The 15,720-nt window shown below is 72.9% G+C and carries 13 protein-coding genes; 10 read left to right on the top strand and 3 right to left on the bottom strand.

The genetic code is table 11. The features are described from left to right. Positions 1–55 precede the first annotated feature (55 nt). The 6 genes from efeU to QE410_RS10990 all read left to right on the top strand — a co-directional run bounded on the left by efeU (position 56) and on the right by QE410_RS10990 (position 6,844). Positions 56–1,180, top strand: a complete 1,125-nt coding sequence (gene efeU, locus QE410_RS11015) for an iron uptake transporter permease EfeU (RefSeq protein WP_373459342.1) — start codon at positions 56–58, stop codon at positions 1,178–1,180. Between the two features lie 60 nt (positions 1,181–1,240). Further along, positions 1,241–2,470, top strand: a complete 1,230-nt coding sequence (gene efeO / locus QE410_RS11010) for an iron uptake system protein EfeO (RefSeq protein ID WP_307331723.1) — start codon at positions 1,241–1,243, stop codon at positions 2,468–2,470. Positions 2,471–2,472: 2 nt separating this feature from the next. Beyond that, a complete protein-coding gene (gene efeB, locus QE410_RS11005) occupies positions 2,473–3,783 on the top strand; it encodes an iron uptake transporter deferrochelatase/peroxidase subunit (RefSeq protein ID WP_373459341.1) in 1,311 nt (436 codons plus the stop codon). A 328-nt stretch (positions 3,784–4,111) separates the two neighbouring features. Beyond that, a complete protein-coding gene (locus tag QE410_RS11000; protein WP_307331721.1) occupies positions 4,112–5,341 on the top strand; it encodes an LLM class flavin-dependent oxidoreductase in 1,230 nt (409 codons plus the stop codon). Between the two features lies 1 nt (position 5,342). Next, positions 5,343–5,987 carry a CE1759 family FMN reductase gene (locus QE410_RS10995; RefSeq protein ID WP_307334484.1) on the top strand — a complete coding sequence of 215 codons (645 nt, stop codon included), beginning with the start codon at positions 5,343–5,345 and terminating at the stop codon, positions 5,985–5,987. A 254-nt stretch (positions 5,988–6,241) separates the two neighbouring features. Continuing rightward, positions 6,242–6,844: a bifunctional 2-polyprenyl-6-hydroxyphenol methylase/3-demethylubiquinol 3-O-methyltransferase UbiG gene (locus QE410_RS10990; protein WP_307331717.1), complete on the top strand. Its 603-nt coding sequence runs from the start codon at positions 6,242–6,244 to the stop codon at positions 6,842–6,844. 7 nt (positions 6,845–6,851) lie between these two features. Here the strand turns inward: QE410_RS10990 and QE410_RS10985 are convergent, their stop codons facing one another. Next, on the bottom strand, positions 6,852–7,634 hold the full coding sequence (locus QE410_RS10985) for a DNA/RNA non-specific endonuclease (protein WP_307331714.1): 783 nt from the start codon (positions 7,632–7,634) through the stop codon (positions 6,852–6,854). Positions 7,635–7,680: 46 nt separating this feature from the next. Between QE410_RS10985 and QE410_RS10980 the strand changes: the two genes are divergently transcribed. The 3 genes from QE410_RS10980 to QE410_RS10970 are packed head-to-tail and all read left to right on the top strand — an operon-like array spanning position 7,681 to position 11,265. Beyond that, on the top strand, positions 7,681–8,442 hold the full coding sequence (locus QE410_RS10980) for a fructosamine kinase family protein (protein ID WP_307331711.1): 762 nt from the start codon (positions 7,681–7,683) through the stop codon (positions 8,440–8,442). A 49-nt stretch (positions 8,443–8,491) separates the two neighbouring features. Next, entirely contained in the window at positions 8,492–9,427 is a 936-nt protein-coding gene (locus tag QE410_RS10975) for an ATP-binding protein (protein WP_307331708.1), read from the top strand. Beyond that, positions 9,424–11,265 (top strand): VWA domain-containing protein, encoded by a 1,842-nt coding sequence (locus QE410_RS10970; RefSeq protein WP_307331706.1) that lies wholly within the window; start codon positions 9,424–9,426, stop codon positions 11,263–11,265. The genes QE410_RS10975 and QE410_RS10970 overlap by 4 nt, the downstream gene beginning before the upstream one ends. A 67-nt stretch (positions 11,266–11,332) precedes the next feature. On the opposite strand, the gene QE410_RS10965 is transcribed toward QE410_RS10970, so the two are convergent. Further along, positions 11,333–11,944, bottom strand: coding sequence for a DedA family protein (locus QE410_RS10965; protein ID WP_307331704.1), 612 nt, complete (start codon positions 11,942–11,944; stop codon positions 11,333–11,335). A gap of 122 nt (positions 11,945–12,066) precedes the next feature. Between QE410_RS10965 and QE410_RS10960 the strand changes: the two genes are divergently transcribed. Next, positions 12,067–14,034 carry a glycosyltransferase gene (locus QE410_RS10960; RefSeq protein WP_307331699.1) on the top strand — a complete coding sequence of 656 codons (1,968 nt, stop codon included), beginning with the start codon at positions 12,067–12,069 and terminating at the stop codon, positions 14,032–14,034. Between the two features lie 157 nt (positions 14,035–14,191). Here the strand turns inward: QE410_RS10960 and QE410_RS10955 are convergent, their stop codons facing one another. Continuing rightward, on the bottom strand, positions 14,192–15,520 hold the full coding sequence (locus QE410_RS10955; protein ID WP_307331697.1) for a hypothetical protein: 1,329 nt from the start codon (positions 15,518–15,520) through the stop codon (positions 14,192–14,194). Positions 15,521–15,720 lie beyond the last annotated feature (200 nt).

Here is a 15,720-nt window from a genome sequence, read left to right as displayed (position 1 = left end):
TTACCCGATCCGCAGCGTCGCGGCTCCTCTGAACCCGAAAGTCGGACCACCGCCCGTGCTCGCCAGCTTCTTCGCCACATTTCTGATCGGCCTTCGCGAGGGCCTCGAGGCCGCGCTCGTCGTCGGCATCCTCGTCGCCTACCTGACCCGCGTCGGGCGCCGCGACGCGCTGCCGAAGCTGTGGACCGGTGTCGGTCTCGCGGTCGCCCTCGCCCTGGGCGTCGGCGCGATCTTCACGTTCGGCGCGTACATGCTCACCTTCGAGGCGCAGGAGATGCTCGGTGGCGGTCTGTCGCTGCTCGCCGTCGCCATGGTGACCTGGATGATCTTCTGGATGCAGAAGGCCGGGCGCACGCTCAAGGCGGGACTCGAGGGCGGCGTCGAGAAGGCCCTCCGGGGCGGCGTGTGGGCGCTGGTGGCGATCGGTTTCGTCTCGGTCGCGCGCGAGGGCGTGGAGACGACCCTGCTGCTGTGGTCGATGGTCGAGTCGTTCGGGGAGTCGCCCGTCGCCCTCGTCGGTGCCCTGGTGGGGCTCGTCACCGCCGTTGTGCTCGGCTGGTTCATCGCGCGCGGCATGTTGCGCCTGAATCTCGGCCGATTCTTCACCTGGACCGGCGGGTTTCTCATCGTCGTGGCTGCGGGCGTGCTCGCCTACGGTTTCCACGACCTGCAGGAGGCGGGCGCCCTCCCCGGTCCGTTCGCGGCGGGCGCGCCCGTCGACCCGGCGACCGGTCTCGTCGCCACCGGATGGGCGGGCTTCCCCTTCGGCTGGGCATTCGACGTCTCTCAGGCCATCGCGCCCGACAGTGCGGTGGCCGTCCTGCTGCAGGCCACCGTCGGCTTCATGCCCGCGATGACGTGGCTGCAGGTGATCGCGTGGGTGATCTACGTCGCCGTCGTCGTGCCGCTGTTCGTCCGTGGTGTCCGAGCGAACCGGCGGCCGCGGCCGACGGTCCCCGGGGATGCCGAGGCGTCGACGGCCCACGCCCCCTCGCTCGCACCGGTGTCCGCGGCCGCTGACGCCTCGGTCCCGTCCGCGTCGCCCGCGGTGTCGAGCACGACGGCCTCTCCCGCGGCTCCCCGCGGGTCGGACCTCCCGGCGTCGCTCGCCCCCGGCGTCCCGGCGCGCTCCGCCCCACCCGTGGCCCCACGATCCTCCGGCGCCCCGGCCTCCTCTTAGACCCCCGGTCCCGCGCGCACCCGACGCCGCGGCATCCGCCCTCCACCCGAACGGAGCATCATGACCCCGACTCGCCTCCTCACGGCCGCCGCCCTGGCCGGCGTCGCCGCGCTCGCCCTCTCCGGTTGCGTCGCCAAGACCGACGCCGCTGCCGGCGGAGCGCTCACCGTCACTTCGACCGCCGACGGATGCGCCGTGTCGGCCGCATCGGCCCCGAGCGGAACCGTCGCCTTCGACGTGAGCAACGAGAGCGATCAGACCACGGAGTTCTACCTGCTGGCATCCGATGGGCTGCGCATCGTCGGCGAGGTCGAGAACATCGCCCCCGGCGCCTCGCGCAGCCTGACGGTGGTCGCGCAGCCCGGCGAGTACTACACGCTGTGCAAGCCCGGCATGGTCGGCGACGGTGTCGGGAAGGCGAGCTTCTCGGTCACCGGCGACGCCGTCGCGGTGGAGGGTCCGGATGCCGAGCAGAAGCAGCAGGCCGTCGACCTCTACGCCGCCTTCGTGAAAGACCAGGTGGGCCAGCTCATCCCGGCCGTGCAGACCTTCGCCGCGGCCTATGAGTCGGGTGACGACGCCGCCGCGCGCGAGCAGTTCCCGCGGGTGCGCGCGTACTACGAGCGCATCGAGCCCATCGCCGAAGCGCTCGGCGACCTCGACCCTCGCATCGACTACCGCGAGGTCGACGCCGTGGCCGAGGGCCTCGACTGGACCGGCTTCCACCGCATCGAGAAAGACCTGTGGGTGCCCGCGCAAGACGCGTTGAACGCCGACGGCGAGACGCCGGCGTGGAAGGACTGGACTCCCTCCACCACCGCGGAGCGCGCCACTTACGGCGACAAGCTGATCGCCGACACGCAGGAGCTCTACGACTACGTGCACGGCGAGGAGTTCACGCAGGCGCTCGACGCGCAGGGCGTCGCGGGCATCTCGAACGGCGCCATCGCGCTGCTCGACGAGGTGGCCACCGGCAAGATCAGCGGCGAGGAGGACTGGTGGTCGGGCACCGACCTCTACGACTTCGCCGCCAACGTCGAGGGGTCGAAGATGGCCTTCTCGCTCGTGCGCGACTTCGCCGAGTCGAAGGGCGACAAGGGCGCCGAGCTCGTCACGCGCATCGATTCGGGATACGCCGACCTCGAGGCGGCACTGGCCGCGCACGGGTCGGCCGACGCCGGCTTCGTGCCGTACGCCCAGCTCACTGAGGCCGACAAGCGGCAGTTCACCGACCTCATCAACGCTCTCGCCGAGCCGCTGTCGCAGCTGACGGTCACGATCCTGGAGTGAGTGTGAGCGAACAGCAGAGCCCGGATGCCGCGGCCGCGACGACCGCCGATCGGGAGGCCGAGCGCGGCCTGTCGCGCCGCGGGCTCATGGGCCTGGCCCTCGGCGCGGGCGCGGCCGGCGTCGCGTTGGGTGCCGGTGGCGGAGTCATCGGGGGGATGGCACTCGGTCGCGATCAGGCGCAGGCGGCGACGGATGCCGTGGCCCCGGCATCCGGCATCCATCAGCCCGGGATCACGACGCCGGTGCAGGATCACCTCCACTTCGCGGCGTACGACATGATGGCGCGGACCACGCGCGACGATCTCGCCGAGCTTCTCGCCGACTGGACCTACGCGGCGACGCGGATGATGCAGGGGCTCGACGTCAGCGCGACCGGTGCGGTCGGCGGATCGCCCGAGGCGCCGCCGGACGACACGGGCGAGGCGCTGGGGCTGCCCGCGAGCAACCTCACCATCACGTTCGGCTTCGGGCCGTCGCTCTTCGATTCCCGTTTCGGGCTCGAGGGGCAGCGTCCGGCCGGGCTCGAGCGCCTGCCCGCGTTCCTCGGCGATGATCTCGACCCGCTGCGCTCCGACGGCGATCTGTGCATCCAGGCGTGCGCCGACGATCCGCAGGTCGCGGTGCACGCGATCCGCAATCTCAGCCGCATCGCCTTCGGGCGCGCGACCATCCGGTGGTCGCAGCTCGGCTTCGGCCGCACGTCGAAGACCACGTCCGAGCAGGCAACGCCCCGCAACCTCTTCGGGTTCAAAGACGGAACGGCCAACATCCTCGCCGACGACACGGCCGCGCTGGAGGAGAACGTGTGGGTCTCGGCATCCGAGGGACCGGCGTGGCTCGCGGGTGGGTCGTATCTCGTCGCGCGGCGCATCGCGATGCTCATCGAGACGTGGGACCGCACGCGCCTCGCCGAGCAGGACCGCGTCGTGGGCCGCGACAAGGCGAAGGGGGCGCCGCTCTCCGGCGGCGACGAATTCACTCCGCCCGACTTCTCGGCCACCGGGCCCGCGGGAACGCCGGCGATCGACGCCCGCAGCCACGTGCGCCTGGCGCACCCCGACAACAACGGGGGCATCCGGATCCTGCGGCGCGGGTACAACTTCGTCGACGGCACGACCGACCTCGGGCGGCTGAACGCGGGGCTGTTCTTCCTGTCGTTCCAGAAGAGTCCCGCCAGCTTCATCACGCTGCAGAAGGCCCTGTCGACGGATGCCATGGGCGAATACCTGCGCCACGTCGGGTCGGGGCTGTGGGCCGTTCCGCCGGCCCCCGCGGCGGGCGCATCGGTGGGGGCCGGGCTTCTCGGGGCGTGAGCCTGGGCGCCACAGCTCCCGGGGCGTCGCGCGGGCCGCGGCTTCTCGGCGCGCGAGCCATGGCGCGGCGCAGGCCGATTCGGCGCGTGAGCCAGGGGACGTCGCGCAGGGCGGTGCCGCCCGGGGCGAGCCCGGATCCCGGTGGGCTCGACGCCGTGGCCTCGAACGCGACAAACGCTCCCTGCCGAAAGAAACGTCGTCTGCACGCGTTTCTTGGAGCAGGGAGCGTTTCTCGCTGACCGGGATGCCGTGAGACGAGTACGGAATAAACCTCGGCGCGATGCGTTCCACCATGTATATTCAGATGCATACAAACAGGAGGCGCATCATGAGTGAGAGCAACTGGCCCGGAATGCAGTTCGGCGTCATGACGGTGAGCGACATCACCCAGGACCCGACCACGGGCAAGACGCCGAGCGAGGCTCAGCGCATCAAGGACACCCTCACGATCGCCAAGCACACCGAAGAGGTGGGCCTCGACGTCTTCGCCCTCGGCGAGCACCACAACCCGCCATTCTGGTCGTCGTCGCCGACGACGACGCTCGCGTACATCGCGGCGCAGACCGAGCGGCTCATCCTCACGACCTCGACGACCCTCATCACCACCAACGACCCGGTGAAGATCGCCGAGGACTTCGCGATGCTGCAGCACGTGTCGGGCGGTCGCGCCGACCTGATGCTCGGCCGCGGCAACACCGGTCCCGTGTACCCGTGGTTCGGCAAGGACATCCGTCAGGGCCTGCCGCTCACCATCGAGAACTACGACCTGCTCCACAAGCTGTGGCGTGAAGACGTCGTCGACTGGGAGGGGAAGTTCCGCACCCCGCTGCAGGGCTTCACCTCGACCCCGCGCCCGCTGGACGGCGTGCCCCCGTTCGTGTGGCACGGCTCGATCCGCACGCCCGAGATCGCCGAGCAGGCCGCCTATTACGGCAACGGCTTCTTCGCGAACAACATCTTCTGGCCCAAGGAGCACTACCAGCGCCTCATCACGCTGTACCGCGAGCGCTTCGCCCACTACGGCCACGGCACGCCCCAACAGGCGATCGTCGGGCTCGGTGGCCAGGTGTTCATGCGCGCCAACTCGCAGGACGCGGTGCGCGAGTTCCGCCCGTACTTCGACAACGCCCCCGTCTACGGCCACGGCCCGAGCCTGGAGGACTTCAGCGAGATGACCCCGCTGACGGTCGGCTCGCCGCAGCAGGTCATCGACCGCTACGCCGCGATGCGCGAGACCTTCGGCGACTACCAGCGTCAGCTCTTCCTGATCGACCACGCGGGCCTGCCGACGAAAACCGTGCTCGAGCAGCTCGACATCCTCGGCTCCGAGGTCGTGCCGGTGCTGCGCAAGGAGCTGCAGAAGAACCGTCCGGCCGAGGTGCCCGACGCGCCCACGCACGCGAACCTGGTCGAGAAGATCTACGCCGGTGCCGCCCCGCGTCAGGCCGTTCCCGGAGCGAACCGTGGCGACAACATGGTCGCGGGCAGCCCGTACCAGGATGCCGCGCCGCGCTCGGGGAGCGCCTTCGGTGCGGCCGCGACAAAGGTGGGTGCCTGAGATGGCCGCCCGCCGCATCGCGGTCGTCACCGCCGGGCTGTCGACCCCGTCGTCGACGCGCATGCTGGGCGACCGGCTCGCCCACGCCGCGCTCGCGGAGCTGCGCGAGCGCGGGATCGACGCCACGAGCGACGTCTTCGAGCTGCGCGACTACGCGCACGACCTGACCGACAACCTGCTCACCGGCTTCGCTCCGGCCCCGCTCGAGCAGATGATCAACACGGTCGTTTCGGCCGACGGCATCATTGCGGTCACGCCGATCTTCTCCACGAGCTACTCGGGCCTGTTCAAGTCGTTCATCGACGTGCTCGACCCGCAGGCGCTCAGCGGCACGCCGGTGCTCATCGGCGCGAACGCCGGTACGGCCCGCCACTCGCTCGCGATCGACTATGCGATCCGTCCGCTCTTCACCTACCTGCACGCCAACCCCGTGCCGACCGGTGTGTTCGCGGCATCCAGCGACTGGGGGGCGAACGCCGACGAGGTCGCCCCGCTCGGCTCGCGCGTCGAGCGCGGCGCCCGGGAATTCGCGGATGCCATCGCCGCCCGCGAACCCGTGCAGGACGCCGATCCGTTCGACCCGTCGTCGTACCTCGGCGAGGGCCGCTCCTTCGGCCACCTGCTGGGCGGCCTGTCGGGGGAATGAGCCCTGTCGCACAGCCCCGTCGCCCCGTGTGGGCGGCGGGGCTTCGTCGTGTCGGTGGTGGGTCGCGGGCGCTGTCTCAGCCATCTGCGCGACCTGTGTCGCAGGGGGCGGCTGGGCGCACGGCGCTGGCGCAACCTCCGTCGTGATCGCGGTGGCGGGGCTGGGGTCGTGCAGATCGCTGAGGCTGCGGCCGGGCGCGTGAATCGGTGCTGCTCCCCGACGCGCCTAGGGTGGCAACGACGAGAGGGAGTCGAATGGATGCCACGCAGTGGGACGAGCGATACCGCGCATCAGCCGGGGGAGTCTGGGCGACTCAACCGCCCGCTGTCGTGCGTGAGATCGCGGCGGCCCTCGCGCCGGGATCCGCGATCGATGTCGCCACCGGCGACGGACGCACAGCCGTCTGGCTGGCCGAGCGCGGCTGGCGCTGCACCGGCGTGGACTTCTCGGAAGCGGGGCTCGCGCTCGCCGCAGCCCGACCCGGGGGTGACGCCGTGACCTGGGTTCACGCCGATGTGCACGAGTGGGAGCCCGCGGCACCGGCCGCCCTCGTCGTGTCGTGCTACCTGCACCTGCCCGACAGCGCCGCCGCGATCGCCCGGATAGCGGAGTGGGTGACCCCCGGGGGAACGCTCGTAGTGCTCGGCCACGACGTCGAGAACATCGCGGCGGGCGGGCACGGTCCGTCCGACCCCGCGATCCTGTACACCCCGGAAGTCCTGCGCGGCGCCCTCGACGATCGTTTCCGCGTCGAACGGTGCGAGCGGATCACCCGTACGACCGCGGATGCCGAGCTGCGCGGCGGCCACGATGCCGCGGCGATCGACACGCTGCTGCACGCCGTGCGGGTGCGCTGAGCGGGTCTCACAGCACGATGTCGTCGACGCCCCGCAGCTCGCGCGCCGCGACGGGCCGCAGACCTCGACGCACGAACGTGTCGGCGACCGCGAGCGGACCCACGTCGATACCCGCTTCGGCCGCGATGTCGGCGATCGGCGTCTGGAACGTGCGGAAGGCGCCCAGGCGCGAAACCGTCAGCCCCTGACGGGTGTCTACCAACGCGGTCTGATCGAGCACGAAGCCGGCCGCCGCGAGCGCGTCGCCCTCGCGCCACGCCGCGATCTTCCAGAACCGCAGCGGCACCCGGATCCCGCGGTACGGCGGGTCGTCCTCATCGAGTACCGGGGCGGTGAACACCGCGATCCGCTGGTCCGTGGTCTCGGCATACGCCAACACGTGGTCTTCCAGCCCCAGCCACAGCTCCTTCGATTGGTTGAACCCGGCGGCCTGCGGGGCGGCGTTCGTATAGAAGAACGTCGCCTCGGTGGCATCCCGAGCCTCGGATGCGGAGCCCCAGCCCGGATCGCGCCGGCGCACGAGGTGACCCCGGTCGAGGTCGTTGCGGCTGTACACCTCGGCCCCGGCCTGCGCGTCGTCGTCGACACGCGGGTCGAGGCGCCATTCGCCGGTGCGCGGCTGGTCGCGCAGGCTCGCTCCGTCGATGACGACGCCGGTGACCGCGGCGAAACGCCGCTCTTCGTCGAGCAGCACCGAGAACCGCGGGTAGTCGAGCCGCGTGGTCTCGCGTTCGGGCGCGGGGAGGGGGAGGGGGATGCCGAGGAAGTCGGAGTCGTAGCCGTCGCTCATGCGTCCATCGTGCCGGTGACCCCCGACATCGCGACAGACTGGAGCGATGGAACAGCACGTGAAGACCCGGTCCGATGCGCCCACCGGCTTCTTCGCCGCCGAGGCCGCAGGACTGAGCTGGCTCGCTGAGGCGCGCGGTGCGCGCATCGCCCGGGTCGTCGAGGTGGGCGAGGGGCGCATCACCCTCGAACGCGTCGATGACGCGCGACCCACGGCGGACGCCGCCCGTGCCTTCGGCGCCGCGCTCGCCGCGACGCATACGGCCGGTACCGATGCGTTCGGTTCGCCGCCGCCCGGCTGGCGCGGCGACATCTTCATCGGCCGGCGGTCCCAGCCCGCGCGCCCCACTCCCACCTGGGGGGCGTTCTACGCCGCCCAGCGCGTCGAGCCCTTCCTCCCCATCGCCGTCGCCGCCGGCAACCTCTCGGCATCCGGAGCCGACGTGGTCCGCCGGGCGTGCGCCCTCATCGCCGACGGCGCGTTCGACGACGACGAGCCTCCCGCTCGCCTGCACGGCGACCTGTGGGCGGGGAACGTGCTCTGGTCGCGCGCGGGCGTCGTGCTCATCGATCCCGCGGCGCACGGCGGACATCGCGAGACCGACCTGGCGATGCTGGCGTTGTTCGGGTGTGCGTTCCTCGATGAGACCCTCGCCGCCTACGACACGGCTCACCCCCTGCGGGAGGGATGGCGCGCCCGCGTGCCCCTTCACCAGCTCCACCCGCTGGCGGTGCACGCGGCGGGTCACGGCCCCTCGTACGGACGCGCGCTCGTGAGCGCAGCGGAGCAGACACTGGCACTGAGGTGAGAGTCGAGGCGTTCATCTATTGAGAAGCGTTCTCAATACAATGGATGCCATGACCTCACCCGTCTTCCCCTTCACCGCCGTCGTCGGTCAGGACGACCTGCGCCACGCACTCACCCTCTGCGCGGTGGACCCCGCGGTGGGCGGGGTGCTGGCGCTCGGCGATCGAGGGACGGGAAAGTCGACCACCGTGCGCGGCCTCGCGCAGCTGCTCGCCCGCGAGGGACTGGACATGCCCGTGGTCGACCTGCCGCTCGGGGCGAGCGAGGACCGCGTGCTCGGATCGCTCGACATCGACCGCGCGCTCCGCGGCGAGGTAGCCTACGCGCCGGGGCTGCTCGCGGCGGCGCACGGCGGCATCTTGTACATAGACGAGGTCAACCTGCTCGACGACTACCTCGTCGACCTGCTCCTCGACGTCGCGGCGTCGGGCGTGAACACCGTGGAGCGCGACGGTCTCAGCCACACGCACCCCGCCCGATTCGTGCTCGTCGGCAGCGGCAATCCCGAGGAGGGCGAGCTGCGGCCGCAGCTGGAAGACCGCTTCGGCCTCTCGACGCCGGTCGCGACGATCCGCGACGTCGAGCAGCGGTGGGAGATCGTGCGCCGCCGGCTGGCGTTCGAGCGGGATCCCAGGGCCTTCACGCTCGAGTGGGCGGAGCGGGAGGAGCGACTGGCCGCGCGGATCCGCCTCGCACGCGAACGGTGCGCCACCGTCGACCTCGGTGACGAGGTGCTCGAGGCGGCCGTTCGCATCTGCGTCGACGCGCGGGCGGTCGGTCACCGCGCCGAGCTCGTGCTCGTGCGGGCGGCTCGCGCGGCGGCCGCGCTGGCGGGCCGACCGGCCGTGACCGTGCACGATCTCGCGGCCGTCGCGGTGCCGGCCCTGCAGCACCGCGCGCCGCGGACGGCTCTCGAGCCGGTGACGGCGGCGGCCGCCCGCGTGCGGGTCGCGGCGGCATCCGTGCTCGGGCGGCGCGTCGCGTGACGCGCTCGCGCGGGGCCACCCCCGCGGACCGCTCAGCCGATGTGCGTGCCCGTCTCGGTGGCCAGATCGCCTCGCTCCCCGCGGACCGCGCAGCCGAGGTGCGGGCCCTTCTCGGTGGCGAGATCGTCCTACCGGCCGCGGTCCGCGCGACGATCGAGGCCTGGCGTGGTGGTGCGCCGTTCGGGCTCGCGCTCGCCGGTGACGCGCATCGCGCCGAGACTCTCTTCCGTCAGTTGCGCCCGCACGCCGACGGGGTCGTCCGCCTCGCGCACGCTTACGAGTCGCCGACCCGGGTCGATCGAGTCCTCGCCCTGTGCGCGGATACGGCGACGCTACCCGCCGCCGCCCGCCGCCGATGCACGGCCGTCGTCGACGTCGACGCGATCGTTCCGCCGGGGCGCCGGCCCGCGCACGAGAGCGAGGCGGGACTGTGGCGCCGCGTCGTCGCCGCCCTCGCGGCCCATGGTGTCGACGACGGTGCCATCGACGTCGCGGCCTGCGCGCTGGCATCCGCCCTCGTCGACGCGGGCTACGACGGCGACCCGGTCGCGGTCGTACGCGCGTGGGTGGCGGTACCGCACGGGCGGGGCCTCGCCGCGTCGGGAGCGGGCGAGGTCGACCCTCCGAACGTGGAAGAGACGAGCCTCGAACCGGATGCCGATGATGGCGACGCGTCCGTCGCCGACGACGCCGACGGGGAACAGGCGATCGAGGAACCGGCCACGGGTGAGGCGGCGTCGGATGCGGTGGACGACGGCGCGGAGTCGCTCGGGGCTCCCGGCAGCGACGATGACCCCGCGGGGGAGACGGTTGCCGAGCCGACGGGTGATGGCGCGGGCGACGCCCCCGAGGCCCCCCTCGCGCCCGAGCCCGGTGACCCTGCGGGGGCGGACCCCGAGGCCGACGCGGCGGCTGCCTCCTCACTGCCCGCGCACGACGCTTCCGCACCCGGAGGGCACCGTCGGCCGGATTCAGCGCCCGACGATGTCGACCCATCCGCCGCGTCCGACACCGGGATCGCCGTCGACGGTGAACCCGACGCGCTGCCCTCCGCCCGCGCGGCCGCCCTCGCTGCGCCCGTCCTCACAGACCAGCCCGCGCGCGCGACGGTGCGGTCGGGGCGCTCGGCCCGCCGGGGTGCGACACGGGCCGGCGGCGGCCGTGGCCGCCCGGGACGCGTCGTCGCCCCGGAACGCGCCGACGGCCGCGTCGCGCTGCTGCCCACCCTGCAGCGTGCCGTGTACCGGCACGCGGCCGCGGGCGGGCGAGGAGAACTCGTCGTCACCCGCGACGACCTGCGGGGCCGGCTGCGTGCGCAGCCCACGGCGACGCACACGGTCGTCGTGGTCGACGGGTCGTCGTCGATGGGCAGCGCCGGAGCCGCCCACGCGCGGCGCGTCGCCGATGTCGCCCTCGCACACGCCTATCGCGACCGGGGAGATGTGAGCGTGATCCTCGCCGCCGGTGCCTTCGCCCGCCTCGTGCAGGAGCGCACGCCGCGCGTCTCACGCGCCCGCGCCGCGCTGCAGCGCGCGAGCGCCGAGGGCGGGGGAGGAACGCCCCTCGCGGATGCCGTGCGTCGGGCGCTCGAGGAGTTCGCCGACGCCCCGCGCGAGCGGTGCCGTCTCGTGATCGTCAGCGACGGCCAGCCCACCGTCGACCTCGCGGGCCGCGCCGACCCGCGAGCAGCGGCACGGGATCTGCGCACCCAGCTCGATCGTGCCGCGGCCCGGGCCGGGCGCTGCGTGTTCGTTCCGCTCGATCCGCGCGGATGGTCGCCGTTGGAGCGCACCCTCGCGCCGTTCCGCACCGCCGGCGTCGAGGTCGTCGCCGGCTGAGAGGCGACGCCGGCGGCAGGCGGAGAGGCCCACGATCCCAGCGGGCCTGCGCACCCCGTCCGGCGGGTCAGGGTTGCGCCGCAGCCCGCCGCCTCGCCCGTCGCGCGAGCACGACGTCGATGCCCAGGCCGATCCCCACCGCCACCACGATCGAGACGACCACCGTCACCAGCGGACCGCCCGGCACCACGGCGGCCACCACCGCACCGATCACCGCCTGGTACGACGCCCACGCCAGCGCCGCGAGCGCCGCGACCCCGAGATAGCGCAGCGGATCCACCCGTGCCGCTCCCGCGGCGAGGTTCACCGCGAGTCGCGCGAACGGCACGAAACGCGCCGTGAACAGCACGACGGCGGCGTTTCGCTCGAGCCGCGCCCGCGCCCATTCCAGGGCGGCGCTCACGCGCGGACCGCGCATCCACGCCCAGCGCCGCACCCCGACCGTTCGTCCGACGAGATAGCAGCAGGCGTCGCCGGCGAAGGCTGCCGCGGCGGCGACGACGATCACGGATGCCAGGGGGAACGACTCGTGCGTCACCGCGAGAGCGCCGAACGCGGTCACCGCCGCCTCGCCGGGGACGACGACGAGGAACGCGTCCGCGAACACCAGCGCCGCCATGCCGACCAGGGCCCACGGGCTCGCCGCGATCGCCTGCAGCCACGCGTCGACACCGTCCATCCGGTCACTCTCCGCCTCGGATCGAGACGCCCGGCCGACCGGGTGGTGACGCCCGGCGGAGCATCCGGTGAACATCGCGAACGTCGCACGAGAAGCGCCGCGCTGCGCCCCACCCTGGTCTCGTGAGAGTCGCGCTGCTGGCCGAATCCTTCCTCCCGCACATGAACGGGGTCACCGGTTCCGTTCTCCACGTCCTGCGTCATCTGGCGGAGGCGGGGCACGAGACGCTCGTCATCGCCCCCAAGTCGGGCGATGTCACCGCCGACCTGCACGGCGCCCGCACGGAGCTTCTGCGTTCCGTGCCGCTGCCGTCGTACCCCGAGGTGCGGGTGGTCTTCGCCCGCGCGGCGCGCCTGGGCGCGCTGCTGCGCGACTTCGCCCCCGACGTCGTGCACCTGGCATCCCCGTTCGTGCTCGGCTGGCAGGGACTCGCCGCCGCCGACGCCTTGAAGATCCCGTCGGTCGCGATCTACCAGACCGACGTCGTCGCCTACGCGCAGAAGTACGGCGTGCCCCACGCCACCGCTCTGGTGGCCGGTCACGTCGCGCGCCTGCATCGCCGGGCGACGCTGACCCTCGCCCCGTCGTCGGCCTCGACGCGGCAGCTCGAGGATCTGGGTGTCGACCGCATCCGCCGGTGGGGCAGGGGAGTGGATGCCGTGCGCTTCGCTCCCGAACACCGCGACGCCGCGTGGCGGGCCGCGGTGGCCCCGCGCGGCGAGCGCATCGTCGGCTACGTCGGACGCCTCGCCCCCGAGAAGCAGGTCGACGATCTGCGCGCCCTCGCCGACCTCCCCGGCACCCGCCTGGTCATCGTGGGCGACGGGCCCTCGCGCCCGGCGCTCGAGAAGGCGATCCCGGATGCCGTGTTCACCGGCCACCTGTCGGGTGCGGCGCTGGCGCAGGCGATGGCGGGCTTCGACGTGTTCGTGCACCCCGGCGAGAGCGAGACCTTCGGGCAGACCATTCAGGAGGCGCTCGCCAGCGGCGTCCCGGTCGTGGCCACGGGTGTCGGTGGGCCGCTCGATCTGGTGCGCTCCAGCGTCGACGGGTGGCTCTACGAGCCGGGGGATCTCGACGACCTCCGCTCGCGCGTCGCCGATCTCGTCGGCGACGAGGCCAAGCGCCGCGCCTTCGCCCGCGCCGCCCGCGCAGCGGTGCAGGGACGTACTTGGGAGGCCCTCACGCGAGACCTGGTCGGCCACTATCGGGATGCCGTCGATCTTCGCCGCATCGACGACGGCCTGCTGTTGCGCGGAGGTCCCCGGCCGGCCGGTCCCGTGGCATCCCGAACCCGGGGGAGATGGACGCGCTACGTCGCGCTGGGCGACTCGCTCACCGAAGGGCTGTGCGACACCTCGCGCATGCCGGCGGGGCAGTTCCGCGGGTGGGCCGATCGCCTGGCCGAGCTGTTGGCGCACACGAGCGATGCGGGTCCGTTCCGCTACGCCAACCTCGCCGTGCGCAGTCGTCGGGTGCGCCACGTGATCGACGAGCAGATCCCCGCCGCCCTCGCGCTCGAGCCCGATCTCGTGTCGATCCTCATCGGTGCCAACGATCTGCTCGCACCGACCGTGGTCATGCCGGCCCTGGTCGCCGAGGTCGAGTCGGCGGTGCGCGCGGTGCGGCGCACCGGGGCGGACGTGCTGCTGGTCACGACGTTCTTGCCGCGCCGCCCCGCCGCCCGCCTGCTCGCGCGGCGCTTCGCGGCGTACAACGTCGAACTGCGCCGCATCGCCCACGAGCAGGGGGCGATCCTGCTCGACCTGGAGGCCGTCGCCGAGTTGGGCGAGCTGCCGCTGTGGGCTGACGACCTCGTGCACCTGCGATCGTCGGGGCACCGTGTGATCGCCTACCGGGCGGCCGAGACGCTGGGAGTCCCCGACGCCCGCGCGCTGCTCGATCTCGACGAGGCGCTGCACGCCGACGCCGAGGTGGCGCCGCAGGGCACCTGGCTCACCCGAGACGCCCTTCCGTGGGTGTGGCGTCGCGTGCGCGGCCGCACCGCCGGCGACGGCATCCGCGCGAAGCACGCCGGGTACGTGGAGCTGCCGACGCGTGGCGACCGGGAACGAGCACGCACGACGTGACGCGACGACGTGCGGGTCGCTCGAGCGGCGGCTTCGAGGACTCAGCCGTCTCGTTCTCCGGGGACGTCGAGGTCGCCGACGGGGCCGTGGAGTCGGTGGTCGCGACAGGACGGGCAACCTGGGCCCCGAACGCGTCGACGGGCCAGGGGGATGCCCCTCAGTACCAGCCGGTCTGCTCGGAATGGCTCCACGCACCGCACGGGCTCCCGTACCGGGAGTCGATGTACGACAGGCCCCAGGAGATCTGGGTCGCTCCGTTGGTACGCCAGTCGAGTCCCGCGGATGCCATCTTCTCGCCAGGCAGCGCCTGAGGGATGCCGTACGCCCCGCTCCACGGGTTCTGCGCCTGCACGCGCCAGCCCGACTCACGGTTCCACAGCGAGTTGAGGCAGGAGAACTGATCGTCCCCCCAGCCGTATCCGCGTATCTGCACACGTGCCTCGGCGCGCGCCTCGTCGGGCGTCATGATCGCGGTCGACGGAGGGGTCGTCGTACCGCCGCCGGTGTTTCCGGTGCCGGAGCCCGACCCGCTGCCGCCGGACCCGCCGTTCGACCCGGACCCGCCGTTCGAGCTCGACCCGCCGCTCGACCCGGACCCGTTGTTCGACCCGGACCCGCCGCTCGACCCGGACCCGCCGTTCGAGCTCGACCCGTTGCCGCCCGCCGACGCGCCGCCGCCGCTCGCGCCGCCGCCGGAGTTCCCGCCGCCGCGGGCTCCGGCGGACCCGCCACCGGTCGCGCCGCCGGGCGCGGCGGCATCCTGCTGGACCTTCTCCCGTTCGCGGGCCGCCTTCTCCGCGGCGGCCGTCGTTTCCCGCAGCGCGGCGAGCTGGGCGTAGAGATCATCGAGGCGCGCCTGCGCGGCGGCGACGCTGACCGCTTCGGCATCCGCCTCACTCTGTGCCGCGTCGGCGGTGGCGCGTGCCTCATCGGCGAGTCGCGCGGCTTCCGTCCGCGCCTGGTCCGCCTGGTCGCTGAGCGATGCGGCGATGTCGGCGGCGCTTCGCGCCTGCCCGGCCGTCTGCGCCGTGACGGTCGCGACGCGGTCGAGGATGCCGAGGCGTGCGAGCAGCGAATCGGGATCGGCGTCGGTGAGCAGCTGCGCGACCAGCGGGCCGCCGCCGACGGTGCGGTACAGGCGCGCCGCGCTGGCTCCCGCCCGTTCGGTCTTCTCGGACGAGTCCGAGGCCGCAGCGGCGCTGCGCGCGGCGAGGGCCCCCGCGCGGGCCGCCGTCGATTCGGCCAGAGCACGCGTTCGCTCCGCGGCCGCCGACGCGTCGAGGGCGCGGCGCGACGCCTGCGCGGCCGTGGCTTCGGCGGCATCCACCTGCTGTTTCACCTGGGCGACGGCCGTCTCGTCGACGGCCGCTCGCGGCTGAGCCACCCGGGTGGGCAGGTCGGCCGCGCTCGCCGGCGCAGGAAGGAGGGCCGCCACGAGCACGACGCACGCGAGAAGCGTGTGACCGGTGCGACGGATGGGACCCATGAGGTCACGGTAGAGCACGAGCACCCTCCGCGCCCAGCCCGGGAGCGCTCGCGCTGATAGGGTGGGACGGAATGCCGTCTTGGCATCCGCTCAACTACATATGAGCTCACGGAGCAGGCCGGCAGACGCTGGTCCCCTGTGGTGGACTCCCCGTCACTCTCGCCGGGTGGTCGTCCACTGGTGGCCAGTCGCCGGGATTT

It is taken from the genome of Microbacterium sp. SORGH_AS_1204, assembly GCF_030818935.1.
Lineage (GTDB): Bacteria > Actinomycetota > Actinomycetes > Actinomycetales > Microbacteriaceae > Microbacterium.
This window is presented reverse-complemented; position numbering and strand designations above follow the sequence as displayed.